32 protein-coding genes are annotated in these 26,138 nt (G+C 37.9%); 8 read left to right on the forward strand and 24 right to left on the reverse strand.

Annotated elements, in window-relative coordinates; genetic code table 11:
- The first annotated feature begins 46 nt into the window (after positions 1 to 46).
- From rpe to LV704_RS03845, 4 genes are all read left to right on the forward strand, one after another.
- Positions 47 to 706 (forward strand): ribulose-phosphate 3-epimerase, encoded by a 660-nt coding sequence (rpe, locus tag LV704_RS03830; RefSeq protein ID WP_163421661.1) that lies wholly within the window; start codon positions 47 to 49, stop codon positions 704 to 706.
- The gene (locus tag LV704_RS03835) at positions 706 to 1,674 is read left to right on the forward strand and encodes a YpdA family putative bacillithiol disulfide reductase (RefSeq protein ID WP_163421660.1); all 969 of its coding nucleotides are present in this window, start codon (positions 706 to 708) and stop codon (positions 1,672 to 1,674) included. Before rpe ends, LV704_RS03835 begins: the two co-directional genes overlap by 1 nt.
- A gap of 97 nt (positions 1,675 to 1,771) precedes the next feature.
- The gene (locus LV704_RS03840; protein WP_163421659.1) at positions 1,772 to 2,506 is read left to right on the forward strand and encodes a hypothetical protein; all 735 of its coding nucleotides are present in this window, start codon (positions 1,772 to 1,774) and stop codon (positions 2,504 to 2,506) included.
- A 3-nt stretch (positions 2,507 to 2,509) separates the two neighbouring features.
- Positions 2,510 to 2,896: a DUF2721 domain-containing protein gene (locus LV704_RS03845; RefSeq protein WP_163421658.1), complete on the forward strand. Its 387-nt coding sequence runs from the start codon at positions 2,510 to 2,512 to the stop codon at positions 2,894 to 2,896.
- 10 nt (positions 2,897 to 2,906) lie between these two features.
- Here the strand turns inward: LV704_RS03845 and LV704_RS03850 are convergent, their stop codons facing one another.
- From LV704_RS03850 to LV704_RS03930, 17 genes are all read right to left on the reverse strand, one after another.
- Positions 2,907 to 3,482, reverse strand: a complete 576-nt coding sequence (locus tag LV704_RS03850) for a hypothetical protein (RefSeq protein WP_163421657.1) — start codon at positions 3,480 to 3,482, stop codon at positions 2,907 to 2,909.
- Positions 3,483 to 3,489: 7 nt separating this feature from the next.
- A complete protein-coding gene (locus LV704_RS03855) occupies positions 3,490 to 4,533 on the reverse strand; it encodes a D-alanine--D-alanine ligase (protein WP_163421656.1) in 1,044 nt (347 codons plus the stop codon).
- A complete protein-coding gene (locus LV704_RS03860) occupies positions 4,530 to 5,252 on the reverse strand; it encodes an NRDE family protein (protein WP_163421655.1) in 723 nt (240 codons plus the stop codon). Before LV704_RS03860 ends, LV704_RS03855 begins: the two co-directional genes overlap by 4 nt.
- Positions 5,240 to 5,725 (reverse strand): DinB family protein, encoded by a 486-nt coding sequence (locus LV704_RS03865; RefSeq protein WP_163421654.1) that lies wholly within the window; start codon positions 5,723 to 5,725, stop codon positions 5,240 to 5,242. Before LV704_RS03865 ends, LV704_RS03860 begins: the two co-directional genes overlap by 13 nt.
- A 5-nt stretch (positions 5,726 to 5,730) precedes the next feature.
- On the reverse strand, positions 5,731 to 6,384 hold the full coding sequence (locus tag LV704_RS03870) for a LysE family transporter (RefSeq protein ID WP_163421653.1): 654 nt from the start codon (positions 6,382 to 6,384) through the stop codon (positions 5,731 to 5,733).
- Positions 6,385 to 6,519: 135 nt separating this feature from the next.
- Positions 6,520 to 6,966 carry a YHS domain-containing (seleno)protein gene (locus tag LV704_RS03875; RefSeq protein ID WP_163421652.1) on the reverse strand — a complete coding sequence of 149 codons (447 nt, stop codon included), beginning with the start codon at positions 6,964 to 6,966 and terminating at the stop codon, positions 6,520 to 6,522.
- A gap of 1 nt (position 6,967) precedes the next feature.
- Positions 6,968 to 7,756, reverse strand: a complete 789-nt coding sequence (locus LV704_RS03880) for a hypothetical protein (protein WP_163421651.1) — start codon at positions 7,754 to 7,756, stop codon at positions 6,968 to 6,970.
- 3 nt (positions 7,757 to 7,759) lie between these two features.
- Positions 7,760 to 8,791 carry a Rieske 2Fe-2S domain-containing protein gene (locus LV704_RS03885; RefSeq protein ID WP_163421650.1) on the reverse strand — a complete coding sequence of 344 codons (1,032 nt, stop codon included), beginning with the start codon at positions 8,789 to 8,791 and terminating at the stop codon, positions 7,760 to 7,762.
- Complete coding sequence (locus tag LV704_RS03890) at positions 8,791 to 9,180, reverse strand: hypothetical protein (protein ID WP_163421649.1); 390 nt, start codon at positions 9,178 to 9,180, stop codon at positions 8,791 to 8,793. Before LV704_RS03890 ends, LV704_RS03885 begins: the two co-directional genes overlap by 1 nt.
- Positions 9,180 to 9,395, reverse strand: coding sequence for a hypothetical protein (locus LV704_RS03895; protein WP_163421648.1), 216 nt, complete (start codon positions 9,393 to 9,395; stop codon positions 9,180 to 9,182). The genes LV704_RS03890 and LV704_RS03895 overlap by 1 nt, the downstream gene beginning before the upstream one ends.
- A 1-nt stretch (position 9,396) precedes the next feature.
- Positions 9,397 to 11,133 carry a thiamine pyrophosphate-binding protein gene (locus tag LV704_RS03900; protein WP_233782140.1) on the reverse strand — a complete coding sequence of 579 codons (1,737 nt, stop codon included), beginning with the start codon at positions 11,131 to 11,133 and terminating at the stop codon, positions 9,397 to 9,399.
- Positions 11,031 to 11,351, reverse strand: coding sequence for a Rieske (2Fe-2S) protein (locus LV704_RS03905; protein ID WP_233782141.1), 321 nt, complete (start codon positions 11,349 to 11,351; stop codon positions 11,031 to 11,033). The genes LV704_RS03900 and LV704_RS03905 overlap by 103 nt, the downstream gene beginning before the upstream one ends.
- Before the next feature lie 25 nt (positions 11,352 to 11,376).
- On the reverse strand, positions 11,377 to 12,615 hold the full coding sequence (locus tag LV704_RS03910; protein ID WP_163421646.1) for a sodium:proton antiporter: 1,239 nt from the start codon (positions 12,613 to 12,615) through the stop codon (positions 11,377 to 11,379).
- Positions 12,616 to 12,627: 12 nt separating this feature from the next.
- A complete protein-coding gene (locus LV704_RS03915) occupies positions 12,628 to 14,241 on the reverse strand; it encodes a glutamate synthase-related protein (protein WP_163421645.1) in 1,614 nt (537 codons plus the stop codon).
- A 341-nt stretch (positions 14,242 to 14,582) separates the two neighbouring features.
- Complete coding sequence (locus LV704_RS03920) at positions 14,583 to 15,032, reverse strand: hypothetical protein (protein ID WP_163421644.1); 450 nt, start codon at positions 15,030 to 15,032, stop codon at positions 14,583 to 14,585.
- 8 nt (positions 15,033 to 15,040) lie between these two features.
- On the reverse strand, positions 15,041 to 15,358 hold the full coding sequence (locus LV704_RS03925; RefSeq protein WP_163421643.1) for a hypothetical protein: 318 nt from the start codon (positions 15,356 to 15,358) through the stop codon (positions 15,041 to 15,043).
- A 52-nt stretch (positions 15,359 to 15,410) separates the two neighbouring features.
- Entirely contained in the window at positions 15,411 to 15,989 is a 579-nt protein-coding gene (locus tag LV704_RS03930) for an RNA polymerase sigma factor (protein WP_163421642.1), read from the reverse strand.
- A gap of 126 nt (positions 15,990 to 16,115) precedes the next feature.
- Between LV704_RS03930 and LV704_RS03935 the strand changes: the two genes are divergently transcribed.
- Genes LV704_RS03935 through LV704_RS03950 form a run of 4 tightly spaced genes read left to right on the forward strand, consistent with a single transcriptional unit; the run spans position 16,116 to position 18,482 of the window.
- Positions 16,116 to 16,415 carry an EF-hand domain-containing protein gene (locus LV704_RS03935; RefSeq protein WP_163421641.1) on the forward strand — a complete coding sequence of 100 codons (300 nt, stop codon included), beginning with the start codon at positions 16,116 to 16,118 and terminating at the stop codon, positions 16,413 to 16,415.
- A 20-nt stretch (positions 16,416 to 16,435) separates the two neighbouring features.
- Positions 16,436 to 17,203 (forward strand): YHYH protein, encoded by a 768-nt coding sequence (locus LV704_RS03940; RefSeq protein WP_163421640.1) that lies wholly within the window; start codon positions 16,436 to 16,438, stop codon positions 17,201 to 17,203.
- Positions 17,204 to 17,821 carry a toxin-antitoxin system YwqK family antitoxin gene (locus tag LV704_RS03945; protein ID WP_163421639.1) on the forward strand — a complete coding sequence of 206 codons (618 nt, stop codon included), beginning with the start codon at positions 17,204 to 17,206 and terminating at the stop codon, positions 17,819 to 17,821.
- Positions 17,790 to 18,482, forward strand: coding sequence for an SCO family protein (locus LV704_RS03950; protein WP_163421638.1), 693 nt, complete (start codon positions 17,790 to 17,792; stop codon positions 18,480 to 18,482). The genes LV704_RS03945 and LV704_RS03950 overlap by 32 nt, the downstream gene beginning before the upstream one ends.
- A 68-nt stretch (positions 18,483 to 18,550) precedes the next feature.
- Here LV704_RS03950 and LV704_RS03955 read toward each other — a convergent pair whose 3' ends face one another.
- From LV704_RS03955 to LV704_RS03985, 7 genes are read right to left on the reverse strand one after another with little or no spacing between them, the layout of a single operon-like run.
- On the reverse strand, positions 18,551 to 20,131 hold the full coding sequence (locus tag LV704_RS03955; RefSeq protein ID WP_163421637.1) for an aldehyde dehydrogenase (NADP(+)): 1,581 nt from the start codon (positions 20,129 to 20,131) through the stop codon (positions 18,551 to 18,553).
- Between the two features lie 57 nt (positions 20,132 to 20,188).
- Entirely contained in the window at positions 20,189 to 21,454 is a 1,266-nt protein-coding gene (locus LV704_RS03960; protein WP_163421636.1) for an Nramp family divalent metal transporter, read from the reverse strand.
- Between the two features lie 46 nt (positions 21,455 to 21,500).
- A complete protein-coding gene (locus LV704_RS03965; protein WP_163421635.1) occupies positions 21,501 to 22,169 on the reverse strand; it encodes a bifunctional 4-hydroxy-2-oxoglutarate aldolase/2-dehydro-3-deoxy-phosphogluconate aldolase in 669 nt (222 codons plus the stop codon).
- An 8-nt stretch (positions 22,170 to 22,177) separates the two neighbouring features.
- A complete protein-coding gene (locus LV704_RS03970) occupies positions 22,178 to 23,218 on the reverse strand; it encodes a sugar kinase (RefSeq protein ID WP_163421634.1) in 1,041 nt (346 codons plus the stop codon).
- Between the two features lie 42 nt (positions 23,219 to 23,260).
- Complete coding sequence (locus tag LV704_RS03975) at positions 23,261 to 24,016, reverse strand: SDR family NAD(P)-dependent oxidoreductase (RefSeq protein ID WP_163421633.1); 756 nt, start codon at positions 24,014 to 24,016, stop codon at positions 23,261 to 23,263.
- 19 nt (positions 24,017 to 24,035) lie between these two features.
- The gene (locus LV704_RS03980; RefSeq protein ID WP_163421632.1) at positions 24,036 to 24,800 is read right to left on the reverse strand and encodes an SDR family NAD(P)-dependent oxidoreductase; all 765 of its coding nucleotides are present in this window, start codon (positions 24,798 to 24,800) and stop codon (positions 24,036 to 24,038) included.
- Positions 24,801 to 24,840: 40 nt separating this feature from the next.
- A complete protein-coding gene (locus tag LV704_RS03985; RefSeq protein ID WP_163421631.1) occupies positions 24,841 to 26,124 on the reverse strand; it encodes an MFS transporter in 1,284 nt (427 codons plus the stop codon).
- Between the last annotated feature and the right edge of the window lie 14 nt (positions 26,125 to 26,138).

The raw sequence follows: 26,138 nt of genomic DNA on the forward strand, positions 1-26,138 counted from the left end.
CCGTTTCATTTCGCTACTTTTGTAAAATATTTCACAAAAGAGCACTATGAACACAAAAATAGTAGCCCCTTCCCTATTAGCTGCTGATTTCGGAAACTTACAACGAGATGTTGAAATGGTCAACAAAAGCGATGCCGGTTGGCACCATATAGATGTTATGGATGGAGTTTTTGTTCCAAACATTTCATATGGAATGCCTGTGATAAAAGCAATTGCTCAACATGCAACCAAACCACTGGATGTACATTTAATGATCATTGATCCAGATAGGTATATTAAGGTATTTGCGGATTTGGGTGCCAGTTATTTAACTGTGCATTATGAAGCATGCAACCATCTTCATAGAACACTACAAGCCATAAAAGATGAAGGGATGAAAGCCGGCGTGGCCCTAAACCCCCATACTTCTGTAAGTTTATTGGAAGATACCATCCAAGATATAGACTTGGTCTGCTTGATGAGTGTAAATCCAGGTTTTGGAGGTCAATCTTTTATTGAAAACACCTATCAAAAAGTAAGTGACCTAAAAAATCTAATTGAAAAGAAAAAATCCAATGCACTTATTGAAATTGATGGCGGGGTAAATGCGACCAATGCAAAAAAATTGGTGGATACCGGCGCAGATGTTTTAGTAGCAGGCAGTTTTGTATTTAAAAGTGAAAATCCGACGGAGACCATCAAAAACCTTAAAGAACAGATTGCTTAATGCAGGAATTTGATGTTGTCATTATTGGAGGAGGCCCCATTGGCATTGCATGTGGTTTGGAAGCTAAAAAACAAGGGCTTTCATTTTTAATTATAGAGAAAGGACCTATTGTCAATTCGCTTTTCAACTACCCCATCAATATGCAGTTTTTTTCTTCTTCGGAAAAATTGGAAATTGATGATATTCCTTTTATCAGTAAAGAAGCCAAGCCCAAACGAAATGAAGCTTTGGAATATTATAGGAGAATTGTTACTTCAAACCAACTGAATATTCATTTATTTGAAAAAGTGACGGAGGTTAAAAAAAGTAATAGCTCTTTTTCAATAACTACTGATAAAAATCAATATAGTGCAAAGAATGTTGTAGTTGCCACAGGTTTCTACGATTTGCCAAACAATCTAAATGTTCCAGGTGAAGATTTGCCAAAAATCTCACATTACTACAAGGACCCTCATTTTTATGCAAGTCAGAAATTGGCAGTGGTAGGGGCAAGTAATTCTGCCATTGATGCCGCTTTGGAGTGTTACCGAAAAGGTGCCGATGTCACCTTGATTATTCGCGGACCAGAGGTAGGACAACGCGTAAAATATTGGGTGCGCCCTGACATTATTAATCGGATAGAAGAGGGAAGTATCAAAGCTTATTACAATGCCACTGTAAAGGAAATTAAACCCACTCAACTGCTCATTGACACACCAGATGGAACAGTAACATTAGAAAACGACTTCGTTCTAGCGCTCACAGGCTATATGCCCAATTTTGCATTTCTAGAAAAACTGGGAATCGAGCTATCTCAAGATGAAAAGCGATTGCCAAATTATAATCCAGATACCATGGAATCCAATATTGTAGGACTTTATCTTGCAGGGGTTATCTGTGGAGGTATGGAAACCCATAAATGGTTTATTGAAAACTCCAGAATCCATGCGCCTATCATCATGAAATCCATCTTGGACAAAAGGAACTAGGAAAAGAAGGCTTACATTTTACTTAAAACCACCTTAATAGTAAGGAACATGCCAAAATCCCTACTTTTAATTGGTAAAGACACCAAAAACCATTAAAATGACTCAACAATTGCATTTGGCAGCCCAATATTTGGCTACAGCAGCAAAAAGCTTTTTAGACCCAAAAGCAGATGATAGCCATACTAATCTAGAGTTCTCTATTGAAGGAAAAAGTCTTCAGACTTGGCCTTTGGATTATATGGGAACAAAGCTTTGCTTAAACTATGAAGAATTTTCACTAGAGTGGAAATCTCATGAAAGTAACTCCTTTTTATTAGATGGAAAAAGCCATGAAGAAATAGTGATTTGGTTAAGCCAGACCTCCAAAATTCTTGGGTTTGAAAAGCCATATCAGTTTGACTTGCATTATGATATGCCCTATAGTATGAGTCCAACAGATAAATTTGAAAAGTTGGATGTACAAGAATTAGTTGGATTAAGAACACTCGCCCAAAATGCACTGAAGTCATTTTTGGAAAAAGAACAATTGACTTCAGACATTCGAATTTGGCCTCATCATTTTGATACAGGAGCATTTTGTGTACTGGATGATGGTTCTGGAAAATCTGTTGGCATGGGGCTCTCTATTCCAGATGCTATGATTGATGAACACTATTTTTACATTAGTGGGTACAAAGGACATGATAGCTTGGACACCTCTACTTTTGAAAACCCGTCGCATGGAAAATGGCTTAATGAAGGCTTTAAAGGTGCTGTTTTACCTGCTTCAGAAACAAATCAAGAAATTGTAGTTCAGTTTTTTAGAGAAGCGCTTAAGGCTTACCAATCTTAAATTATGGAAAGCTGGTATGTCCCCATCACAATTGTTCCGGGCATTGGCCTTTTACTTATGTCCACATCTACTCTTCTAGGTGCTTTAAGTACCGAAATCAAGAATTTAATTGAAGACCATATCGATTATGAAGCTTTATTACAACGTAAGTTAGCACAACTAAAATTAGTTAATTACGCAATGGTCTTTCTATATGTTTCTGTTGCTTGTTTTGTACTTTCAGGACTTATTGCAGGTCTTTATGAGAGTACGCACACCATGAATGATGATGTTCCCATCTATTTTTCAGTTATAGGCATCTTAAGTTGTCTAACAGCTTTGTTATTGCTAATACTATTTTCCCTTAGAGCTGTTAAAATAAAGCAGGACCAGTTTAAAAAGCATTTTTAAAAAGGTTACATTAAAGCGAGAATTGATATTGTAGCAAGATACTTGCAATAAACCCTTGTTCAACTTCTTCGCCACTGGTAATCGCATTAATTTCTCGGCCAAATCCAAGTGTAAGACCAATTTGCGACTTCGTATTTTTAATGGGCAAGAAATATCCACCTTCCAACCAAGGTTGTACCACCAAAGTATATGTGCTACCTGATAAAGTACCTCCAATAGGGCCAATAGTATCAGTCCAATCAATATTCAGGCTCCAGATATCGACATTGAAGCCTCCTATAAACTTACCCTTCCCAGAAGAAAAGTGTTTTCTAAATCCAACAGACCCTCCAAAACCTTCGCCTTCTTCTGTAATATTAACATCACTAAAATCTTGACGGTCAACAAAATTACCTCCCAAGCGAAAAACCAATGATGATTTTTCATTAAGATAATGCTCCACATTTACGGTTGGGATAATCCCTGCAGGGTACACCTGAACAGAAAGGCCTAATTCAGTTTGTTTCTTTGGTAAAGTTGAGTCTTGCGCATAGGAAAGTGACAAAATGGAAATACAAAAAAGAAAGCTTAAAAGTGTACTTTTCATTTTCATGCTATATCACCTTTAGTTGTGCTTCCAATTCCCCATTGGCTCTGAGCATGGCTCTGCCATCTTTAAAGCTTAGATAAGAATGTCCCTTTTTATGGTTTATTATGCTAATAGTATTTAGCATACTCCAATGTCTTGTAATCTCTTTCCATGCAAAAAACAAAGAGTGTTTGGGGTCATAAATGTGTGTGGCCTCTCCCCCAGCTCCATTTATCTCAATGATACTGAAATTCTTCCCTTCGGAAAGCTCTTCAATGGAATTGTGCAGTACGTCTAAACGTCCGTAATGAAATCCTTCAATTTTTGAGCAAATGTCATCAATGGTCTGCAAAAGCCCTTCATTCAACCTATGGGAATCATCAACAAATTTAGCTCCTCTTGTATGGCTACCATATGGAACCAAAATGAACTCTTTGCCTTTATCCAATACCATATTCAATTTAAAGCCAAACTTCTTTTTTAAAGCTTCTAATTGTAAATGACTTCTTGGGTCTTTTTTTATAAGTTCCAAAATTGAACTTTTGCCATCCCCAAAAACAGATAAAAACAGTTTGGATACTATCCCAGTAATCTTCCCTTTTTCCTCTCCAGGCTTTCTAACATAGAAAATTCCCACTTCATTGGTATAGGGTATTAGTTCTTGAATTAAAAAATGTTCCGGGGTTCTTAAAAAATAGTTTTTAAACTCATCCTTGTTATGAATCTTATCTACACCAAATGCTTTCATACCAATATCGGGTTTGGCAATAAAAGGAAAGCTAATCCCTTCAACCAACACCTTTTCCAAAGCTAACTCTGGAGCTTCGTGTTTAGAAATAAAAACCGTTTTGGGAATATACTGTTTGGGAATCATGTTATAAATCTCCATTTTCGATTCCATGGCCATGCCCCCATTTTTCATAGAAGGATTGGCTGCATTGAAGAAGAAGAAAGAACGTGCTTTAATGGAGAAATACAACCAAACAGGAAACAAAGGGTAATAAATTGCCCATAAAGGCCAATATTCCCAATGCGTTAATCTATGAAGTTTTAATCTCCAAGGCTTCATTTTGTTACAAGTTGATTTTGTGGAAAAGGAACTACGTATTTCTTATCATTCAATAGATCAAAATGTTTTAATACTGCTTCTTCTTTGGTTAAAACTGCTTGTGTAACGCTAAAAGTCTTTAGTCCCGTATTTCTATCGATAATGAATCCGTTCTCATAATCCTCATTGTTATTGGAATGAAAATCAACAACGTCCGTAGCCTCTATATCCGAGCTCATACTCATAAATTCGGTAAAAAGAGAAGTTCTGTTAGCTATAGCCTCTTCATCATATAATGTAGTTGATGACCAAATATGACTTTGGTCTTTGTCCAGTGGTTTAGCATGCTTCCGTTTCCCATCCCATCGAAACTCCATCAACGTAATGGCATCAAATAACACCAATGTAAAGGGCTCTATATTGTTCAAATCCATCTCATCAACAAAAGATTTAGGGTTGGAAGCACTGATTATATCTAACAAAATCAATCCTCTGCTTTTAGCATAATTTCCTTTGGATTGATGCTTTTTAAAAGCACCATTCAGCAATACTGCAACAACACCATTTTCATTTAAAGCGAACCATGTACCCCCAGCTTTGGGGTCCTTTGGAAAAAGGACTTTAACCGAGTTGACAATTTCTTCCTTTGGTTCAAAGGCCAAGGGACGTGAAATATGTTCATCACGATTTGAAGTAATGAAATAATCGTTATTTCTAGAAATAAAGCTTACTGTACACATGCCTGTCTATGTTGCATAGTGGATGGAGCAACTCCAAATGATTCAGGTAGTTCCATGGTAGAAAAATGTCTAATACCTACTTTAATAAGCGCATGATGATGTATTGTGTGCTCCAAATTATACATCACCTCTCTATAATAGTTAGATTCCAAACAAGTTTCCGAATCACCTAATTCATAAGTCACTTTTACTGATTTATTGGGTCTTTCGAGGTTTGATTGAATCAATTCCAATTGTTCTATGGCAAAAGGTAATTCCTGCTCAATTCTATGATTCCGCTCTCGCTTATCATAAGATACGTCTGCTCGTTCATATCCATTGATCAGACATAAGTATAGTTCAATAACGTGTCTGGTATGTTGCCCAATAGTTGCATTTGAAAGCACTTCACATGATTGAGCATAGCACTCTTCTGGAAGTTGTAAAAGTATTTCTTTAAACTGCTCAATAGTATCTACGGAAGATTTGAACATAATAATTATTGTATTTTGAGGTTAAGGCGTTTTTTAACGAACAAGAACATAAGGTAGAAAGAAAATCCAAGGTACAATAGCCCCATTAACAGATTGGTAATCATACTATAGTTCTCATAATTTGTAAAAATGTATTTGCCCGCTGAAATGAAAATACCAAGCCCTATAAGAGACCCAGCACCTATTCCAAATAAATAAAAGGCGTATGACCTTTTTGACGTTTCCAATATTTTTTTTGAGGCAAGAACTTTGTTCCAAGTCATCCAGAAAGGAATGTGCAATGGATTTAGAGCGCTTAATAAAAGACCAAGCAAAAAAGCAGAATTGATCTCTGGTAACATACTGATCTTAGAACCTACTTCTGAATAATTTGCAGATGCCAAAAAACTGGAAATCGCAAGGTATAACAGTAGGATTATTCCAAAAGGAATAAGATAATATGACAACTTTTCTCCCAAGTGCAGTCGTTCATTTCCATATAGGGTTAACCTTACTACAATAAGCTCTACCAAAACCACTGCAATGGCAAACCATATGGCCGAGTTCAAACTCTGGGAAGCAGCAATATCAAAAGCTGTCAAGTTCAAGGTCCCTAAAGGCAAAGCCCCTAAAAAACTGACCAACAATCCTGAAAAACAAACTTTTGAATATTTATCCATATTAAAAACTGAAGCTTTCTTAAAGCCAATATTTATCTCTTAGGTAAACATTGCCTTAATAGTCTCTAAAATAGGCATACCTAACAACCATAAGCAAATCTAATGCAGATTTCAGGATGCCTAAACCACTAAATGTTATTTGTTTCTTATTTTTTTCCAGTTCTCATCTGCTTTGGTTTGCAGTGTTTCAGGAGATTCTTTTGTCCAAAGATCTAAAGTGTTGGTTTTTCCCGAATTGTAGAACAGATAAAGTTTGCCATCCCTAATTTCAAAGGTTTCAGGGTTGATGCTCACCTTTTTTCCAGATACAGCTACGGCATAGGCGCAATAACCACCATATTGGGGAATAAATTTAGTAGGATTGGATTTGAAGGAATCCAAATTTTCTTGGGTTGAGAATTTATAATTTACCCCATCATGCGCAGTACTTAATTCCTTTTTACCCGCTATAGCTTTTCCATTAAAATAGACAACCACATCGTACCCATTGGCCGCATATCCTTTTTTTGTATTGTAATCAACAGACTGTGCAACTGTTATAGTGCTCGTAATTAAAAAAAGAGCGATTATGATTTTTTTCATTCTAATAAATTGAAGATTTTTTATCTAGCTTTTCTATTTCTGAAACATCAATACGCATTGTGTACCAATCTTCCATTTTTTCAACCTTTCCCTTTAATTTTGAAGGTAGGCCTATATAGGGTATTATGTCTTTATGAATAGGGTTTCCTTTCAAATCGGTCAATAAAAAATAATCTGAAACAGCATTAACATCAGAAGAAACTAAAACAGGAGGAATTCCGCCAGAAATACACAGTGCTGCACAACTACGATGTATTTTTCCGTAACCCGGTTTCATTACTCCAAAATAGCATTTGGGGTCAACAATTTCCCCAACCACCTCTTGACTTCCGATAGCCGTAGGCATTACAAAGGTTTTCTTTTTTGATTTGTCCAAACTTATTTTCTGGCTATCATCAATCTGAAGTAGGGTCTTCCCATTGTAATAAATAAGGTTTCCTTCAATGGTCAAATGTTTACCATTAATGTTTCCATCACTCTTTTTTATTTCATCCAAATAGGAATTTGCCCCAAACTTTCCAAAGCCCAACAGAAGAACATCTTTAAAGGTATTTTTCGCAAGCTCTACTCTTAACATGGGGTAAGGAGCTTCATAATAGGTTCCTGATATTTTAGTGGAGGTATCAAAATCAAAAGCGCTATTTGTAGCTTCTCTCTGAAAAAAACCAAATAATACCGCACCAACTAAAAGTGACCCCATGGCAATTAGAACAAAACGCTTAATGGAACGCTGTGTCTCTTTACCCACAGTATCTACGTAACCAATATAAAATTCATCCTTTTTCTTCATGTTCTAGCACAATATCGGTTCAACTTCGGTTCCTTCTTCAAAAGCATTTGGATTAACATAAATGATGTCATTATCCAACCGTAACTCATACGTGGCCACCTTTTCTGTAAAAGGCGGTGGAGATTGTCCATTATGGGGTAAATATTGATAGCCATGCCAAGGACAGGTAACACATCCGTCTACAATCTTGCCTTCTCCCAATGGACCTCCTTGATGTTTGCAAACATTATTGATTGCAGATAGTTTTCCCTCGTATTTAAAAATTGCTACACGTTTCTTTCCTACGGAAAATATTTTGGCCCTGTCCTCTGGAATTTCATGCACATCACATACTTTCAACCATCCTCCAGTATCCTTTTCTCCTCTAAACCCATCAATCCTTGATTCTTTGAAAGCAGCAACTAAATGAATACCTGTAACCAGTATAAACCCTATAAGTAGAACACCTATTGTAAATATTGAGGTTTCTTGTTGAAATGCCCCTAAAAAAACATGCATCAGAATAAGGGCATAAGCGACATAAACAAGCATATGAAGGCCTTTCCATACTTTTGGGGAAAGATTCTTTAGGAAAAAATCATGACTAGTGGAAGCCATAAAGAACAATATCAGCAAGGCTAAAAAACCCAGAACTTGAAACGGAAAATTGGTCAAGGAGCCATAATCCATATTGGAAGTAAATACAGCATAAATTGGGTTCACATTTCCCAATGTGTGAAAATGAATTATTGCAAACGCTCCATGAATTAAAGCTGCTAAAAACATACTTACCCCTAAATGTCTACGATTATACAAAATGGGCAAAAATTGAGGGTTTAATCTGCTTAAAGGTCCAATGACCAAAATGATGTGTAGCATTATGACCGCTAACGAGCCAAAAGCCCGAATAATCATGGTTTCCGCTATGGTCTCAGGATTAAACACCAATGTGAGCACTATAAATAATACCAAGTACAAAACCATCCCCAAGGCAATGATTTTATCATAGGTTTTTTTGTGCTTGTTCCAAAGCACTAGCTTGTAATCCAATCCCATTAGAATTCCAGTTTTAGTATTTCTTGATTCTTAAGTACGTCCTGTATTACAATTCCTTTGATTTCTTTTTTAGAAGGAAACGAATAAGAACCAACACCATTTATTAATCCCAATTTTGAATCTTTTTCCCCTTTCATGTTCAAAGCATAGACCACTGATGAAGCGCTTTTAAGTGGAGACTTTACATTTAGTTCCAGAATATAGGCTCCTTTGCTCCTTGTTAAATTGGTGTCAACAATATCACTGCTTGAACTTGCATTCGTTTCTTGAGAAACATTTTCATGTTGATTAAAATCCAAATCTTTGATAATAAAAACCAACAAAATGGGTAATACGATTGCAACTGATAACCAACTGTATTTATGTCTTTTTCTTAAATCGGCATCCATTAGTTCGCAGTTTTGGATTTAAACAATTTTCCCAATAGAAAGGGCCATGTGGCAACGACTCCAGGGAAAAGCAGTAATCGCACTTTCTTTTTACTATCCGTCATTATGGAATCAATTTTTGTTGCGCCAAGGAACATAAAGTACAGTCCAAACAAGAGCCCCATACCAAAGTAAAGGGCTAAAACTGTCAAAAAAGCTTTTATTACAGTTTCCATCTTAAATTAGGTTTACATCAGTTAATACTTCTAAAACTGCCGGTCCCTTTTCATTATACAATGCCTTCATTGATGATTCTAAATCATCTTGATTTTCAACTCGCTTACCCCAAGCGCCACAAGATTGCGCAAATTCAGCAAAGTTTGGGTTAGAAAGGGAGGTTTTCCATACATCAAATTCTCCCGCACGTTGTTCTTTGGAAATTTTACCAAGTTCATGATTGTTCAAAACAATAAGCTTTACAGGCATATTATACTTTACCAACGTGGTGATTTCTGCCAAATACTGACATAGCCCTCCATCACCAGCAACGGCAACTACTGGCCTAGAATCTCCAACCGCTGTCCAAGCACCAATGGCCGCAGGTAATGCAAATCCAATAGAGCCTAAATAACCAGACATTAAAAAATCTTGATTGGTAGGTTCAAAATAGCGTCCAAAGGAATATGCATTATTACCCACATCTACACACATCACTGCATTTTCAGGGGTCAACTTATTCATCGTTTCAAAAACGGCAATGGAACTAATACCATTGTTTGAAGTTTCCAAAAGCCGTTTTGCCTTTTCTTCCTTCCAAATTTTCCAACGCTCGGCTATTTCAGGAGTTTGATCTAAGGTGTTTATATTTCCATTCAATTCCTCTTCAAAAATTTCAAGGGTTCTTGATATTTCACCCCAAACGGCAACTTCAACTTTATGGAACTTGCTTAACGCCATAGGATCAAAATCCACTTGAATAATGGGTTTTTTGGGAGTTATTCCAGTGTGATTGGAAAACGAAGCTCCAAAAACCAGCAATAAATCGGACTCGTTCATAAACCAAGAGGCAATTGGAGTACCACTACGCCCCAAAACTCCTCCTCCAAGACGATGGTTATCCGCAATTAATCCTTTGCCCTTAAAGGTGGTTACTACGGTAGCATTTAATCGTTCTGCAAACTCTACAATAGCCTTTTTATGTGCTCTAGCACCATGACCCATTACAATTACAGGGCGTTTTGACTTTTTAATCAATTCAACTGCATCATTTACAGCCTCTTTTGGAGGTGCAATTTCCATTGCAGTAATGCGTTTGTCTGGTGTTTGTGCTTTTTCATTGGGTTTTGCCAATCTTTCTTGAACTTCATCCGGGAAAGTCAAGTGGGAGACATCCCGCTTTAAAATGGCACTTTTGACAGCCAAAGACATCAACTCTGCATGTTTACTATCACTTTGTACTCGTTGATTAAATTCAGCGACAGTACTAAACCCTCTAACTAAATCTACTTCTTGAAAATTTCCTGTTCCCACCACCTGCGTGGCTACTTGACCCGTTAACGCCAAAAGCGGCGCTCGATCTACCTTAGCATCCCACATCCCCGTATACATATTGGTAGCTCCGGGACCAGCGATTGAAAAACATGCTGCAGGCTTGCCAGTTAATTTTCCATAGGCTGAAGCAGCAAATGCCGCTGCACCTTCATGCCGTATTCCGTAAAAGTTTAGATTTCCCTTCTCTTCTTGACGCTTCATAGCATCTGCAAAGCCTAGATTGGAATGTCCTACCATTCCAAAAACCTTAGTTACACCCCAATTCACCATAGTTTCCGCCATAATATCGGAAACAGTGGCCTCATGAGCATCCTCTTCTTCTACTCCAACATAAATGGCATTATCTTCTTCTTTAACTTCAAAAGTCTCGATGCCGTCATCATATCCCCCGGAGGTAATCCTGTACAAGGGTGAAAATCCCATCCGTGCCAAGGGCAACGGAGCATTCCATTTTCAATAGACCCTTCGCCAAGTGGTCCTCCCTGGTGCGGACATCTATTATCTAATGCGGAAAATTTGCCTTCAAAATGGGTCAAGCAAATGCCTTTATGATCAGCTGTAACTGTTTTGACCCTCCCTTCTGGAAGTTCTTTTTTATTATCCAATACTTTATGCCAAACCGTTTTCTTTGAAGAAGTCATAGTTAGTTTTTTTCAAGTTAATCAGTTAGTTTTTAAGTAGCCGCGACACTACTTTATCAATTGTAAGTCCTTGCACTAAAATTGAGAATACCACAACACAATAGGTAACAAAAATCAATGCTTCTCTAAACTCCCCATCTGGTAATGTTAAAGCCAATGCTATTGAAATTCCTCCTCGTAAACCTGCCCAGGTCAATATGGTTATTTTACTCTTATTACTTCTATGTTCTTTTTTTAAAAAAATGTTTGAAATAAAAACAGAAATATATCTTGAAAAAAGAACGATTGGAATTGCAACTAATCCAGCAATTAAATAATCAATTTGGAAATCTAAGCTAACAATCTCCAGTCCTATTAAAACGAATAGGATAGCATTCAGAATTTCATCCAAAACCTTCCAAAAGGTATTCATATTCTGTTTTAGTGGCTCACTTTTACAATATTTATGTAAGAAATCACCAATCATTAACCCCATAACCACCATGGCCAATGCCCCAGAAACGTGAATTAGGGAGGCTAACCAATATCCACCCATAACAATGGCTATAGAAATATGCACTGCCACTATGGGTGATTCGTAAATTCTTTTCAAAAAAAGTTTTCCAACATATCCCAAGGCAAATCCCAAAGCAATTCCCCCAAAAGCTTCTTGGGCAAATTCCATAAAGATATGAGATGGCTCTACTCCATGGCCGCCGGTCATCGTTGCTATGGATAATAGAGATATAAAAACCACAATGCCCACTCCATCGTTGAATAAGGATTCTCCCACTATTTTGATTTCCATATCTTTTGGTGCTCCTGCCTTTTTAAGTAGTGCCAAGACAGCAATAGGGTCTGTTGGTGAGATTAAGGCACCAAAAACAAGACAGTAGATATAGTTGATGTTCATCCCAAAAATTCCACTCACATAATAAAACAAAGTTCCAATTAGAAAGGTTGAAATCAACACTCCAACAGAGGCATATATAAGGACAGGGCCCTTTTCTTCTAGTAGTCTATGAAGGTTTACATGTATTGAACCTGCAAAAAGTAAAAAACTCAGTAGGAAATCGAATAGGATTGTTCTAAAATCAATTTCGTCAATAACAGAACAGACACTTACAAAAACTTCATGATCAATAAAATCCAAAGCTCCAATCAAAAATGAAGCAATAATTGCCAATAGCATCACTCCAATGGTATCAGGGAGTTTCAATACTTTTTTATTGATAAAACTAAGTATGGAAGATAGGGCCACTATGCCTGTAAAAATCTGAAACATATGGTTTAGAATTTATTGAACTCCAGCATAGTTGATTCCCGTTAGGTCATGCATGTCCTTATTAAAAGTTGATAGGTCATCATGATTAAATTTTGAAACATCATTATAACCGCAGGAACGGGCCACCACTTTTATTAAATCATTGGTAGCGCTAAAAAAGTTACGCAACTGTTTGGCCGAAACATCAATAATCAATCTACTTCTTAGGTTTTCTTTTTGCGTGGCAATACCTACTGGGCAATTATTACTGCCGCAAGCTCGCATACCTAAGCAACCTATGGCTTGAATAGCTGAATTGGAAACGGCTATAGCATCTGCTCCTAGCATCAAAGCTTTAGAAAAATCTTCTGCAATTCGTAATCCACCAGTAATAACAAGTGTAACATCTGTAGCTCCAACTTTATCTAAATACTTTCTGGCCCTTGCCAATGCTGGAATTGTGGGAACATTGATGTTATCTCTCAAAATTGTTGGCGCAGAGCCAGTTCCGCCACCGCGTCCATCTAAAATGATATAGTCCACACCAACATCCAATGCAAATTGAATGTCTTTTTCAATGTGACTTGCCGCAATTTTAAATCCTACAGGTATTCCACCCGTGTGCGCTCTAACTTTTTCTGCAAAGGATTTAAAATCCTTCACCCCATGAAAGTCTGGAAAAGTAGCGGGACTAATTGCTGTCTCACCTTGTTTTAATCCCCTTACCTCGGCAATTTCCTTACTTACTTTATTCCCAGGTAGGTGTCCTCCGGTACCTGTTTTGGCTCCTTGTCCACCTTTAAAATGAAAGGCCTGTACATTCTCTAATTTATCCCAAGAAAAACCGAACTGCGCAGAGGCCAACTCATAAAAATATTTGGAATTGTTTTTTTGCTCATCTGGCAACATTCCTCCTTCTCCTGAACAAATTCCTGTTCCGGCCATCTCCGCTCCTTTGGATAGCGCAATCTTTGCTTCTCTGGATAATGCACCAAAGCTCATATCACTCACAAATAAAGGAATATCCAGAACCAACGGTTTTTTAGCCTTTGGACCAATTACCACCTTCGTGGCCACTTCTTCATGATCTAAAAGAGGTCTGCTGGCCAATTGCGCCGGTAAAAATTGGATGTCATTCCATTTAGGCAAGGTATTTCTATCCACACCCATGGATGAGGAAAACCCGTGATGCCCTAGATTTTTAAGGCCGTTTTGAGCCAATTCCTTGATGTAGCCTGTATAGGGTTCGGTATCTTCAGGATGTGTATCTGCATAAGCGCCCAAATAGGCACCTCTGTCAAAAGGTTGTGGGTGTTCGCCTTCAAAAGCTGCTATTTCATTTTCATCAACTTGCAATGAGTCACCTTCTACATATTCCTTAAACTTATGAAGCCGTTCGTCATTATTGTATTCACTTATTCCTGTATCATACCGATAGTCCCATCCATGGACTCCGCAAATAAGGTTTTGGCCTTCAACATGACCATCGGACAAAAGAGCACCTCTGTGATGGCAACGACCATATAAAACAGATATACCTGTTTCATGTTTTATAATAACTAAATCTGTGTTTTTAACTAAGGCGTATGCTGGTTTTTTTTCTTCAAGAGTTGAAATTTTGGTAATCTCGATAAGCTTTTTTGACATAGTTGGTTGACTATTTGTGATTGGTTAAACTTGAATATTGGGTCGAACAATTTTAACATTCATTACAACAGCAAGTTAGGGTTAATACCAATGCCATGGGTTAAAAGCCTTTAGAATATGTTAGCAGTGGTAAGTCTTGCTCATTTTTATGCAAAAGAAAACCCAAGTAACAATGCACTTGGGTTTCCTATCAACCAAAAATTTAATCATCAATCAAAAAGTATCTTGACTACCTTATATTATATTTAGATGCGTCTTTTCTAAAAAACTTGCGCTAGAACAAAAAAGCCTGGAATTTTTCCAGGCTCTAGATATTATAAAATAACATTGCAGTTTATCCATTAAGGTCTCCTACCTTTTCCATGATGGTGCAGCGCTTCGGATATTATACTATTGAGTTTGGCTCTTTGCTCAGGAGTACAAATTTTGCCTACTGCCTCAAAGTGGTTAAATACATTTAACTCCTTCTCTTTGCTTAACTGTGCAATTAAGGTGGTAATTGAGTCTGCATGCTGTGTAGTAAATTGCTCATCCCCTATCCCATTAAAAAGTTCATCTTTTAGTCTTCTTATACGTTCATCAATCCTTCTTATCGCATGCATATGCCCTTGACTTAGTTCTTTAAATTGTTCCATTTGATTTATATCAAAGCTCAATTCTTTGACAATAAAATTTCCAGGAGGTCCCGGAGGCCTTCTATTTGGTCCTTGCTGAAATAACATTAAAAGCAGTATTCCATTCATCACTACCAAAAAAAGCAACAGCAGACCTAAGAGTAGATTTTTCTTCATACTGTTCTTTAGTTTAGAATGGAATTGTCTTCGTCTGCAGCAAGACCGTATGCTTGCGCAAAGGTTTTTATTTCATCCTTTTGATTGCTATTGTTATACACATATAGCGCACCAAAGTTTAAAAAAGCAAAAACAACCAATGCAGCTATTTGATACTTGGGTAAAAACCACCCCAGTAGATTCGAAGTTTCAATTACTTGATTGTTATTCACCAATCTTTGAAGTACCTTATCTTTAAAAAACGGAGGGGCGTTCACCGCTTCAATATGAGATACTGAATCTAGTGCCTCCTCAATTTTTTGCTGTGTAATTTTTTTACCATCCATGATTTTTATTGTTATAATAGTTTAGATGTATTTTTTTATCCAACCTTGCGGCCTAAGGTTCATTTTTATAATATTCTGTTAAAATCTTCTGTAGATTCTTTTTTGCGCGAAACAATAATGACTCTATCGAGGATATACTTTTTTGTGTAACCTCACCTACTTCCTTATAGCTCATTCCATCTACTTTATGCAAGGTAAACACCACTTTTTGTGCTTCAGGAAGTTTAGCTATGGCATTAAATAACAGTTCGCTTTTTTCTTTATTCTCCAATTGGATTCCCGGATGATTAAATTCAGTAAAATAGGTCGATTTATCCATAGGTAAACCGCCTCCAGTAATAGATTGCATAAAACCAAAGCGCTTTTTGGCGCTTTTCTTCCTTATAAACTCCAAGCTCTTGTTCACAGAAATCCTATAAATCCATGTAGACAGTTTAGCATTGCCTTTAAATTTTCCTACGGAATTGTAAACCTCCACAAAAACTTCTTGTGCAATATCTTCTGCATCTTCTTTATTGGGAACAAACGACAAACATGTATTAAAAACCTTGCCTTGATACTCCTCTAACAATCTGCTATAGGCGCACTGTTTCTGCGCTCTAAGATCCTCTAAAAACTGCTTGTCCTCCAATACATTATATGGTTAATCCTAATGCAATTTAGAAGGATTTTTAAAATCAGGGTAGAAAAAAATTATCAATGACCACAAGTTTTTAATAAAAGACGCATCTAAACTTAAAAGCATAACAATCATATTATGAAGAACAGCACTTTAAAATTAGCACTCTCTATGGGAGTAGTTGGAATTTTGACTTCCTGTAATTTAAAAGCTCAGCAGCGAGACAGAAATTCTGATGAAAGAGAGCCTCCCACATTTGAGAAACTTTTGAAAAAAATGGACAAGGATGAAGATGGTAAACTTTCCAAAGCAGAGGTTAAAGGGCCTCTAAAAAATGATTTCGATAAAGTTGATTTGAATGAAGATGGCTACATCAACAAAGAGGAGTTTAAAAAAGCCCCTAAACCCAAAAGACAGGGACGTCCTAATAGAAAGTAATAATCAAAAAATATAGTAGTATGAAAACGAATCCTATTTTAAACTTAACTATGCTATTTTCAATAGCAATACTCTCCTGCTCAAGTGACACTGATGATACATTTACGGATGATGACACAGGTATTGATGAAAATGATACGGCATTAGCTGAGCTACCCGCTGCATTTGCAGCTTTTAACTCTGAAGCAACTGACATCTATTTATCCGATGGTGGCACTACTGTAACCATAGAAACAACAGGTCTACCAAATCATGAAACTGTTTATTGGGGTGAAGGTAATGATCTTTATCTGGATGAACCGAATGTAGCATTAACACCTTCAATTATGTCAAGCAACAATAATGCTACGACCATTACGGTGGATGCTGTTCCTGATTTAAATGGCAGCACCGTACAGACAGAGCTAGGCACCATAGGAATAGCCGTTAGTGGTTCTTCCTTGTTCAATGATCAGGAAGGAGGTGGTGCACTAGATCAGGCAGCTGCAAGTTTAGATTGGACCGGAGCACATATAGGCCCAGGTGTATACCACTATCACCTAGAACCTGTCGCTTTTTCAAATGATGATGAAAATTTAGTTGGAGTTTTATTGGATGGTGTATTTATTTATGGAAGAAAATGTAACTCAACAGGCACTTATCCCACAGATTTAGATTCATCTGGCGGGCATACTTCCACTACTCAATATACGGATGGTGTTGAAGAATACCACTATCACATTATTAACGAGGTTTATTCAACAACCGGTTCCTACATTGTATTTGCAGGCCCTTATCAAGGATATTAAATGAAGGTAATCCCCAAATTACTTTTACTGTGGTTTGCCAGCAATATTCTGAGTTGCGAAAATAGCCCCGTACCAAAAACGAATAACGCTAGTAAAGAAATAGTTATTCCAAATGTTGTCGTTGTTAAGGACAGTCTTGTTCTAAACGGTAATGAAGGTAATTGGTATTTTAAAGGTCTACTTTTCACGGGTTATGCAGTAAAATATCACATGAATGATTCGCTCCAGCAAAAAATTGGTTTTTACAAAGGCAAAAAAATGGGGGTTGCAAAAGTGTGGTTTCCAAACGGGGTTTTAAAAATTGAATCCCATTACAATCAAAATAAACTTGTGGGCAGCTATAAAGCATGGTGGGATAATGGAGTTTTGGCATCAAAAGCTAACTATGAAAATGGGAGAATCCAAGGAAACGAGAAAAAGTGGTACAAAACTGGGGAGTTGGCTAAATCAAGAAATTTAGTGGACGGAAAAGAAATAGGTTTACAACGGGCTTGGTTAAAAAACGGAAAAATGTATGTAAACTATGAGGCTAAAAATGGAAGAATTTTTGGAATGAGACGTGCCAATTCATGTTATAAATTAGAAGATGAAGAAGTTGTACTTTCTAAAAACCAGTAGCATATCTGTTTTCCTATTGGTTTGCCTTATAAGCTGTAAAAGGGAAATCAAAAAAGAAAACATCAAAGTTGAAGAAACCAGCAGGGTGGAGCATCTGCCATATTTTGGCGACAAATCTTTTACGCCGCACTGGATAACCCCTGGGAGCGATGAAGAAAAGAGGTTTCACAAAATACCTGATTTTAAATTAACCAATCAGTTGGGTGATACCATCACACAAAAAACATTTGATGAAAAAATATACATTGTAGACTTCTTTTTTACAAGTTGCCCCGGTATTTGCCTAAAAATGACGAATAATATGTCCAAAGTACAGGACGCTTTTAAAGATGATTCTGAGGTATTAATACTCTCACACTCCGTAACGCCATCAATAGATTCTGTATCCGTTTTAAAAACATATGCCGATAAATATGATGTAATAGACAACAAATGGCATTTGGTAACAGGGGATAAGGTGGAAATCTACAATCTTGGTAGAGACCACTATTTTGTAGAGAATGATTTGGGAGAACTAAAAAGTATTGATGATTTTCTACATACAGAAAACTTCTTATTAATTGATAAAAACAAGCACATAAGAGGTATCTATAATGGTTTAAATAGATCGTCCATAGCGCAATTAATAACAGATGTCAAGGCTTTGAAAAAAGAGATTTAAATTCTAATTAAAAGAAAAGCCTTAGCGCAGCATTAGGTGTAAAACCAAGGGATAATTGCTCTATTTGATTACGGAAGCACATGTTTTCCATTTTCCATTCTTAAAATACTCAAAGGGTTTTCAGTTTTCAATTCATCAGGGAGCAGTGATTCCGGAAAGTTTTGATAGCATATTGGTCTTGTAAATCTTGTTATTGCAGCAGTTCCCACAGAAGTCATCCTTGCATCGGTAGTAGCCGGAAATGGACCTCCATGTACCATGGAGTGACATACTTCCACTCCGGTTGGGAAGCCATTAATGAGGACTCTACCCACTTTACGCTCCAATATTTTCAATAGACCTGCATATTCCTGCAGGTCTTCTTGAGTTCCGTGGACAGTGGCCGTAAGGTGACCATTGAGGCTTTTAGCTATCTCCATGATTTCATTTTTATTCGTTGTTTGAACCAAAAGTGTTGATGGTCCAAAAACCTCTTCTTCTAGCTCTTTGTCAGCTAAAAAATTACTTGCGGATACGGACAGCACCTCAGCAACTCCTTGAGCCTGACCTTCCGCCTTGTTTCCTGTTGCAATGGATGCTACTTCTTTCTTTGTCTTTAACTTTTCAAGACCATGGGAATAAGCGCCTTGAATTGCTTCCGTGAGCATGGTAGTAGACGTTGACGTTGCAATGCTATTCTTTAGTGTGTCCTCAAAAAGACTGCTCTCCTCTAATTTAGGCAAGACGGTGATTCCAGGGTTGGTACAAAACTGTCCAGCACCCAGCTGAACGGAGTTTGACAAACCTTCTGCCAAAGTTTGATGATTTTCCTTTAAAATACCCGGAAGAACAAAAACAGGATTTACACTTCCCATTTCAGCATAAACTGGTATGGGTTCCTCCCGCTTTGCAGCTTCATCAAACAAGGCCTTACCTCCCCTAAATGAACCTGTAAAACCGATAGCTTTTATTAAAGGGTTTCGAACAATCGCTTGTCCAACAGCAATAGATGGCCCCTGAACCAATGAAAACACTCCGTCTGGCATATTACAACGTTTAGCCGCTGAAACAATGGCTGTACCAACCAATTCTGAAGTACCGGGATGCGCTGGATGTGCTTTTACAACAACGGTACAACCTGCCGCTAAAGCCGATGCCGTGTCCCCACCAGCTACTGAAAAAGCCAATGGGAAGTTGCTTGCTCCAAAAACTCCAACAGGGCCTAAGGCTATTTGCATTTGTCTAATATCTGGTTTGGGAAAGGGAGTTCTGTTGGGGTCGGCTTCATCAACTCTTGCATCCACCCATGAACCATCTCGTAAAACGGTCGCAAACAATTTCAATTGACCTGTAGTTCTACCCAATTCCCCTTTTAACCTACCATCAGGTAATCCAGTTTCCTGAGCGCATAGGCCAACTAGTTCTTCTTCTATTTGAAGTAATTCTTTAGCTATTGTTTCCAAAAACAAAGCTTTTTCTTCTCCAGTCTTCTCTCGGTATAGGGTAAAAGCATTTTCAGCAAGCGTTATTGCTTGATTTATCTCTTCAAGAGTAGCTTCATGGTAAGGAGTTTCGAGTTGATTTCCTGTTGCTGGGTTTTTTGCAAAAAAAACAGCTTTCCCAATGGATGAAAGATTGTATCCTAAAATATTTTCCCCACTTGTCTTCATAATATTTAAAGCAATAAGTTTAATTTTTTAAAAGTAATACTTTAAATAAAATCTGTACTAAAAGTAATTTAATAATGCTGATATACCGTTGTAGGAGATAAGACAGGCGAACATCAAAGAAAGTATCAAAATCATGTTTACCCATTTGCTGGTATGATGTTCCTTCATTATTTTTTTGTTATTGATAAGAAGAAGAATTCCAATAATCACAAGAGGTAAGACAAACACATTAAACACCTGAGATACGATTTGCATCTCAATGGGATTGGCGCCAAAGATGGGTACAATTAGAGCAAACAGACAAGCAATGGCCGTAATTATCCTAAATTGTTTGGAATTGGTATCTAATTTTCCAGATTGATAATCTGCCAACAATATAGGCGCAATCAATAAACATGGAAAAATGGAAGAAAGTCCGGCACTAAGCGTTCCAAAGAAAAATAAGGTCAACGCAAATTTACCCGCTACAGGTTCCAATGTTGAAACCATATCCAATACGTGGGTTACAGGTTTTCCTTGATGGAACAACGCCCCACTTGCCACTGCCATGATAGACGCACTTATAACAAAAACCAAAATAGCTGCTAAAATCGCATCTTTTTTCTGTTGTCCTCCATTAGTCATGTTCCAACCTTTTCCTTTCACGAAGAGTGGTCTTGACAAGAACGTAGCTGCAGCCATGGTAGTCCCAACAAAGGCAGCAACAAGCATTTTACCTCCTTTTACATCGGGAATTGATGGAATCAATCCTTTAACGACTTCTATTGGCAATGGATATACCATAAAAAGCGAGATTAGAAAGGATAATCCCATAATGGAAACAAAAATCACTAATATCTTTTCAAAGAAAGTATACTTTCCTATCAACAGCAAACCATACATTATCGCTATTACAACAATAGCAATCAACAGTACAATCTCATATTCTGATGCTCGAAGGTTTGGAAGATATATTGCAAGGATTTCAAAAATAATATTGGCTGAAATACCGAGTATCCCCATAAGAGAATTCCACTGTCCAAAGGATATTCCAATTATTATTAGAATTGCGATAAGTTTTCCCCCTTTGATGTGTCTTTTAAAACTATACAACGCTGTTTCTCCAGAGGTCAGGGCATAATTACCATATGCATACATCAATACTCCAGAAAAAAAACAGCTAAGTAATAACACCCATAACAGTTGCATGCCATAAGTACTTCCCGCAACAATCATGGACGTTACACTTCCTGTGCCTATTGTATAGCCAATAGCGAAAATGCCTGGCCCAAAACCTAGTATCAGACCAAGTATTTTCTTTGATAGTGATTTTTTCACCTCCATGCTACACTATTAGGTAAAAACGGTGATGAAAAACCCATGAACATATTTAAGCTCTTAACTTTTGTATTGTTGTCAAAGTACTTTTAACCAACTGTTCAAGACCATTAAAATCGTTTTTCGCCAATATCTCTTTTGATATCAGTTTGGAACCCATTCCAACACAAGTTACACCAGCATCAAACCATGCTTTTAGATTACTCTCTTCCGTACTTACTCCTCCAGTGGGCATAACGCTTGTCCATGGCTGTGGCCCTTTTATTGCTTTTACAAAACCGGGGCCATAGGTAGAACCGGGGAACAGTTTAACAATTTCACAGCCCAACTCTTCTGCCCTATTGATCTCCGTCAACGAGCCACAACCTGGAGACCATAGTACTTTTCTTCTATTGCACACCATAGCAATATCTTCTCTTAGCGAAGGGGTGACTATAAAGTTCGCTCCCATCTGCATGTACATTGAAGCGGCGGCCGCATCCGTAATCGAGCCCACCCCCATGATCATTCCCGGGAGTTCTTTTATCGCAAACTTGTTAAGCTCCGAGAACACCTCAAAGGCGAAATCCCCTCTTGCAGTAAATTCCATCAATCTGGCCCCACCATCATAGCAGGCTTTCAAAACCTTCTTGCCTAATTCTACATCTGCATGATAAAACAAAGGGACCATGCCCGTTTCTTGCATTACCTGTACTACTTCTATTCTTGAATATTGTGCCATTGTCCTTTCTATCTTGCTACCCTTCCCGAGGCATCTCCACTCATCAACTTTTCTACTTCCGCCACTGTTGCCAAATTAGCATCTCCTTTAATAGTGTGTTTTAAACAGGAGGCCGCTACAGCAAAATTTAAAGCATTTTGATCGTCCTCTGGGTATTTCAACAATCCATATATCAATCCGCCCATAAACGAGTCTCCCCCTCCTACCCTGTCCACGATATGTGTGATCTGGTATTCCGGGGACTTGAACATCGTCTCTCCATCATAGAGTACTCCTGCCCATGTATTGTGCGAAGCTGATATGGAGCCTCTTAAGGTAGTTATTACTTTTTTGGCCCTAGGGAACTTTTCCATCATCTGTGTGCAAACCGAAAGGAATGCTTCAGCCTTTACATGTTCTCCCTGAGTTGTGATGTCCAATCCTTCTGGCTTTATGCCAAAATGCTTTTCTGCATCTTCCTCATTACCCAGAACGATATCACAATAGGAAGTAAGTTCGGTCATTATCGCTTCACGGTCTCCTCCATAGTTCCATAATTTGGCCCGGTAGTTCAGATCCGTGGAAATGGTCACACCTAGCTCACTGGCTGCTTGCACTGCCTCCAAACAAGCATCGGCAGCTCCCTGGGAGATTGCGGGCGTGATCCCAGTCCAATGGAACCATTCAACGCCTTCAAAGACACTGTCCCAATCTATCATCCCTTTTTCAATCTCCGCGATTGCTGAATGCGCTCTATCATAGACCACTTTGCTACCTCGCGAAACGGCTCCGGTCTCAAGGAAATAAATTCCAAGCCTATCGCCACCGTAGACGATTTTATCTGTGCCCACTCCCCGCTTACGCATTTCCATCAATGCACATGCCCCAATGTCGTTTTTTGGCAAACGGGTAACAAAGTCAACCGGAACACCATAATTGGCCAGCGATACCGCCACATTGGACTCGCCTCCACCATAGACAACATCAAAACTATTGGCTTGTGAAAACCTTAAAAATCCAGGAGGTGCTAAACGCAGCATTATCTCTCCGAAGGTCACTACTTTCTTCATCTATCTAATATATTTATTTGATTGATATTATTGTTATAAAACTTAACTAAAGGCTAGCCCGCCGTTAATATCAATATTATTCCCGGTTACAAATGATGCTTCATCGGAAGCCAAGTATGCCACCAAATCGGCAATTTCGTCCGCATTCCCTTCTCTTCTTAAGGGTGTACTGCCAGCTACTTTAGTTCGTACTTCATTTTTGGTGAAATCATCATGGAACTTGGTTGCAATTAGACCAGGACAAAGCGCATTTACCCTTATCCCTTTTGGCCCAAGCTCTTTAGCCATGGCTCTGGTAAATGTACTAACGGCTCCTTTTGAAGAAGCATACAAAGAAGAACCTCCACCTCCACCGTCTCTAGCGGCTTGTGAAGAAAGATTAATAATTGAAGCTCCTTTGCTCATTAAAGGTTCAAATTCTTGCATGACAAAAACGGTAGATTTAAAATTAACGTTCATCACTAAATCATAAAATGATTCATCTAGCTCTTGAAGAGTTTTACGTGCAAAAAGACCGCCAGCATTGTTAACCAAAATATCAATGTTATTACCAAAGGTTTGAATGGTTTTTGCTTTTAAATTCTTGATATCTTCAATATTTGAGACATCTGCTTTAACTGCAATCGCTTGTCCACCAAAAGACTGAATCTTCTCTACTGTTTCCAATGCACCAGCCTCAGAATTAAAATAATTGACCACAACTTTAGCCCCTTTTTTGGCCAGTTTAATAGATATTGCTCTGCCAATGTCTCTAGAGCCACCAGTAACTACCGCTATCTTCCCTTTAAGTTTATCCATTGTCATACTTTCTAAAATATTAAATTCCTAAAGCCTGTCCACCACCAATTTGGATTGTTTCTGCTGTTATGAAAGAGGCATCCTCACTTGCTAAGAAAGAAATAACACCCGCTACATCTTCTGGTTGCCCTAATCTTCCAAGCATAATATTGTTTGCCCATGATGCAAAAACTTCCGGTTTTGTTGCTTTAATTTGAGCATGGAATGGGGTATCAATAGTTCCTGGTGATACGGCGTTTGCCCTAATCCCATATTCGGCCAAATCTTTTGCCAATGCTCTGGTTATTGCATGAACACCAGCTTTAGATGTTCCATAAATTCCGGCTCCAGGACCACCGGCAGTCCATCCTGCATTTGACGTATAGTTAATTATTGAAGGGTGCTCCCCTTTTTTTAGGAAGGGGATTGCAGCTCTTGAGGCAAAAAACACTGAATCAAGATTAAGTGCCATTACAAATCTGTAGAAATCCGTTGTCATTTCTTCAAATCTAGACCTTCCGCCTAATCCGCCAGCATTGTTAACCAACACATCTATTTTACCATATTTTTCACCAATTTTTGTGATGTTGGCCGTTACAGCTTCTTCGCTGGTGACATCAAAACCACAGTACTCTGCTTTTATTCCTTCTGCTGTAAGTTCTTTCACCCTTTCTGCTCCTGCGTCATCTTCGATACCGTTTAAAACTACGGTATATCCATCTTTACCTAATCTTTTTGCAACTTCGAAACCTATACCTCCTGTAGCCCCTGTAACAACGGCTATTTTCCCTTCGATTTTACTCATTATTTTATTTTTAATTCTAAAATTATTCTTGTTTTCTTTATTACAACTCTATTGTTTTCCTTACTGGTTCTATATGCTTGATCAAACCGAAAATTGCAACCACTCCAAGTACAACCGAAACGCAAATAGCAATAAATGCTGGCGTATACGATTGGGTTGTTATTTGGCCAACAAACCAATTCATGATCATAGGTGAAACGGCTGCGATAGTGCCTGCAAGTCCTGCCAAGGTTCCAACTGAAGGCCCTCTAAACAAATCGCTTGAAATGGTTTGGATATTTCCAATTGCAAATTGAAACCCAAAAAGGGCCAATCCAGCAAAATAAATGAAGGTCATAAAATTGTTTTCCTTTACCAGTGTTATAATACAGACAAAGGCCATTAATATGAGTGCTCCCCCTAGTGTTATTGTTATTTTTCTTGCAGCATCTACCGAAAGTTTTTTCATTAACTCTTTGGTAAACATACCGCCAAGAATACTACCTACAGCAGCCATCAGATAAGATATCCACATGGTTGCCGCGATTTCTTCAATACTTAATCCGAATTTATCATTTAAGTAAATTGGCATCCACCCGGCAAAAAACCACCAGATGGGCTCAATAAAAAATCTACATAATAACACTCCCCAGGATTGCTTATAGCTTAATATTTTAACGACACTAAGACTTTTTACTTTGGCAACATCCTCTTTACCCTTATCTATTCTACTATCAAGAATTAAGTTTCTTTCTTTTTCTGTTACCCAAGGATGTTTTTCAGGGGTTGACTTATTTAAAAACAACCATGGTATTACCCACAAGATACCCACCGCTCCTAAAATGATATAGGTAGTTTGCCAACCAAACTTGGTGTATAAGAATACTATAATAAAAGGTGCAATAACGTTTCCTATTGACGCTCCTGAATTAAAAATACCTTGTGCTATTGCTCGTTCTTTAACCGGAAACCATTCTCCATTGCTTTTAACAGCACCTGGCCAATTTCCCGCTTCTCCAAGTCCTAATAGTCCTCTAAAAATGGAAAGTGTAACAATACCCCTTGCAAAAGCATGAAACGCTGAAGCAATTGACCAAACAATAATGGAAACCGTAAATCCCAAACGTGTTCCAATGGTGTCATATAACTTTCCGGATGCAAATTTTCCAATGGCATAACACGCCATAAAAACATTTAACATTACGGCATAGTCAGACTTATCCATTCCTAAGTCTTCACCCATTTGAGGCCAGAGTAAGGCGAACGCCGTTCTATCAATATAATTGATAACAGTAGCTATAAATATTAAGCCTATTATCCACCATCTTAAGCCTTTAACTTTCATATTAGCTGGTTTTA

The sequence above is a fragment of the Flagellimonas sp. CMM7 genome (genome assembly GCF_021390195.1).
Lineage (GTDB): Bacteria > Bacteroidota > Bacteroidia > Flavobacteriales > Flavobacteriaceae > Flagellimonas.

What these genes read in the sequence shown, in the direction of transcription:
- rpe (WP_163421661.1), top strand. Translation starts at nt 47, where the DNA reads ATGAACACAAAAATAGTAGCCCCTTCCCTATTAGCTGCTGATTTCGGA.
- LV704_RS03835 (WP_163421660.1), top strand. Translation starts at nt 706, where the DNA reads ATGCAGGAATTTGATGTTGTCATTATTGGAGGAGGCCCCATTGGCATT.
- LV704_RS03840 (WP_163421659.1), top strand. Translation starts at nt 1,772, where the DNA reads ATGACTCAACAATTGCATTTGGCAGCCCAATATTTGGCTACAGCAGCA.
- LV704_RS03845 (WP_163421658.1), top strand. Translation starts at nt 2,510, where the DNA reads ATGGAAAGCTGGTATGTCCCCATCACAATTGTTCCGGGCATTGGCCTT.
- LV704_RS03850 (WP_163421657.1), bottom strand. Translation starts at nt 3,482, where the DNA reads ATGAAAAGTACACTTTTAAGCTTTCTTTTTTGTATTTCCATTTTGTCA.
- LV704_RS03855 (WP_163421656.1), bottom strand. Translation starts at nt 4,533, where the DNA reads ATGAAGCCTTGGAGATTAAAACTTCATAGATTAACGCATTGGGAATAT.
- LV704_RS03860 (WP_163421655.1), bottom strand. Translation starts at nt 5,252, where the DNA reads ATGTGTACAGTAAGCTTTATTTCTAGAAATAACGATTATTTCATTACT.
- LV704_RS03865 (WP_163421654.1), bottom strand. Translation starts at nt 5,725, where the DNA reads ATGTTCAAATCTTCCGTAGATACTATTGAGCAGTTTAAAGAAATACTT.
- LV704_RS03870 (WP_163421653.1), bottom strand. Translation starts at nt 6,384, where the DNA reads ATGGATAAATATTCAAAAGTTTGTTTTTCAGGATTGTTGGTCAGTTTT.
- LV704_RS03875 (WP_163421652.1), bottom strand. Translation starts at nt 6,966, where the DNA reads ATGAAAAAAATCATAATCGCTCTTTTTTTAATTACGAGCACTATAACA.
- LV704_RS03880 (WP_163421651.1), bottom strand. Translation starts at nt 7,756, where the DNA reads ATGAAGAAAAAGGATGAATTTTATATTGGTTACGTAGATACTGTGGGT.
- LV704_RS03885 (WP_163421650.1), bottom strand. Translation starts at nt 8,791, where the DNA reads ATGGGATTGGATTACAAGCTAGTGCTTTGGAACAAGCACAAAAAAACC.
- LV704_RS03890 (WP_163421649.1), bottom strand. Translation starts at nt 9,180, where the DNA reads ATGGATGCCGATTTAAGAAAAAGACATAAATACAGTTGGTTATCAGTT.
- LV704_RS03895 (WP_163421648.1), bottom strand. Translation starts at nt 9,395, where the DNA reads ATGGAAACTGTAATAAAAGCTTTTTTGACAGTTTTAGCCCTTTACTTT.
- LV704_RS03900 (WP_233782140.1), bottom strand. Translation starts at nt 11,133, where the DNA reads ATGGGATTTTCACCCTTGTACAGGATTACCTCCGGGGGATATGATGAC.
- LV704_RS03905 (WP_233782141.1), bottom strand. Translation starts at nt 11,351, where the DNA reads ATGACTTCTTCAAAGAAAACGGTTTGGCATAAAGTATTGGATAATAAA.
- LV704_RS03910 (WP_163421646.1), bottom strand. Translation starts at nt 12,615, where the DNA reads ATGTTTCAGATTTTTACAGGCATAGTGGCCCTATCTTCCATACTTAGT.
- LV704_RS03915 (WP_163421645.1), bottom strand. Translation starts at nt 14,241, where the DNA reads ATGTCAAAAAAGCTTATCGAGATTACCAAAATTTCAACTCTTGAAGAA.
- LV704_RS03920 (WP_163421644.1), bottom strand. Translation starts at nt 15,032, where the DNA reads ATGAAGAAAAATCTACTCTTAGGTCTGCTGTTGCTTTTTTTGGTAGTG.
- LV704_RS03925 (WP_163421643.1), bottom strand. Translation starts at nt 15,358, where the DNA reads ATGGATGGTAAAAAAATTACACAGCAAAAAATTGAGGAGGCACTAGAT.
- LV704_RS03935 (WP_163421641.1), top strand. Translation starts at nt 16,116, where the DNA reads ATGAAGAACAGCACTTTAAAATTAGCACTCTCTATGGGAGTAGTTGGA.
- LV704_RS03940 (WP_163421640.1), top strand. Translation starts at nt 16,436, where the DNA reads ATGAAAACGAATCCTATTTTAAACTTAACTATGCTATTTTCAATAGCA.
- LV704_RS03945 (WP_163421639.1), top strand. Translation starts at nt 17,204, where the DNA reads ATGAAGGTAATCCCCAAATTACTTTTACTGTGGTTTGCCAGCAATATT.
- LV704_RS03950 (WP_163421638.1), top strand. Translation starts at nt 17,790, where the DNA reads ATGAAGAAGTTGTACTTTCTAAAAACCAGTAGCATATCTGTTTTCCTA.
- LV704_RS03955 (WP_163421637.1), bottom strand. Translation starts at nt 20,131, where the DNA reads ATGAAGACAAGTGGGGAAAATATTTTAGGATACAATCTTTCATCCATT.
- LV704_RS03960 (WP_163421636.1), bottom strand. Translation starts at nt 21,454, where the DNA reads ATGGAGGTGAAAAAATCACTATCAAAGAAAATACTTGGTCTGATACTA.
- LV704_RS03965 (WP_163421635.1), bottom strand. Translation starts at nt 22,169, where the DNA reads ATGGCACAATATTCAAGAATAGAAGTAGTACAGGTAATGCAAGAAACG.
- LV704_RS03970 (WP_163421634.1), bottom strand. Translation starts at nt 23,218, where the DNA reads ATGAAGAAAGTAGTGACCTTCGGAGAGATAATGCTGCGTTTAGCACCT.
- LV704_RS03975 (WP_163421633.1), bottom strand. Translation starts at nt 24,016, where the DNA reads ATGGATAAACTTAAAGGGAAGATAGCGGTAGTTACTGGTGGCTCTAGA.
- LV704_RS03980 (WP_163421632.1), bottom strand. Translation starts at nt 24,800, where the DNA reads ATGAGTAAAATCGAAGGGAAAATAGCCGTTGTTACAGGGGCTACAGGA.
- LV704_RS03985 (WP_163421631.1), bottom strand. Translation starts at nt 26,124, where the DNA reads ATGAAAGTTAAAGGCTTAAGATGGTGGATAATAGGCTTAATATTTATA.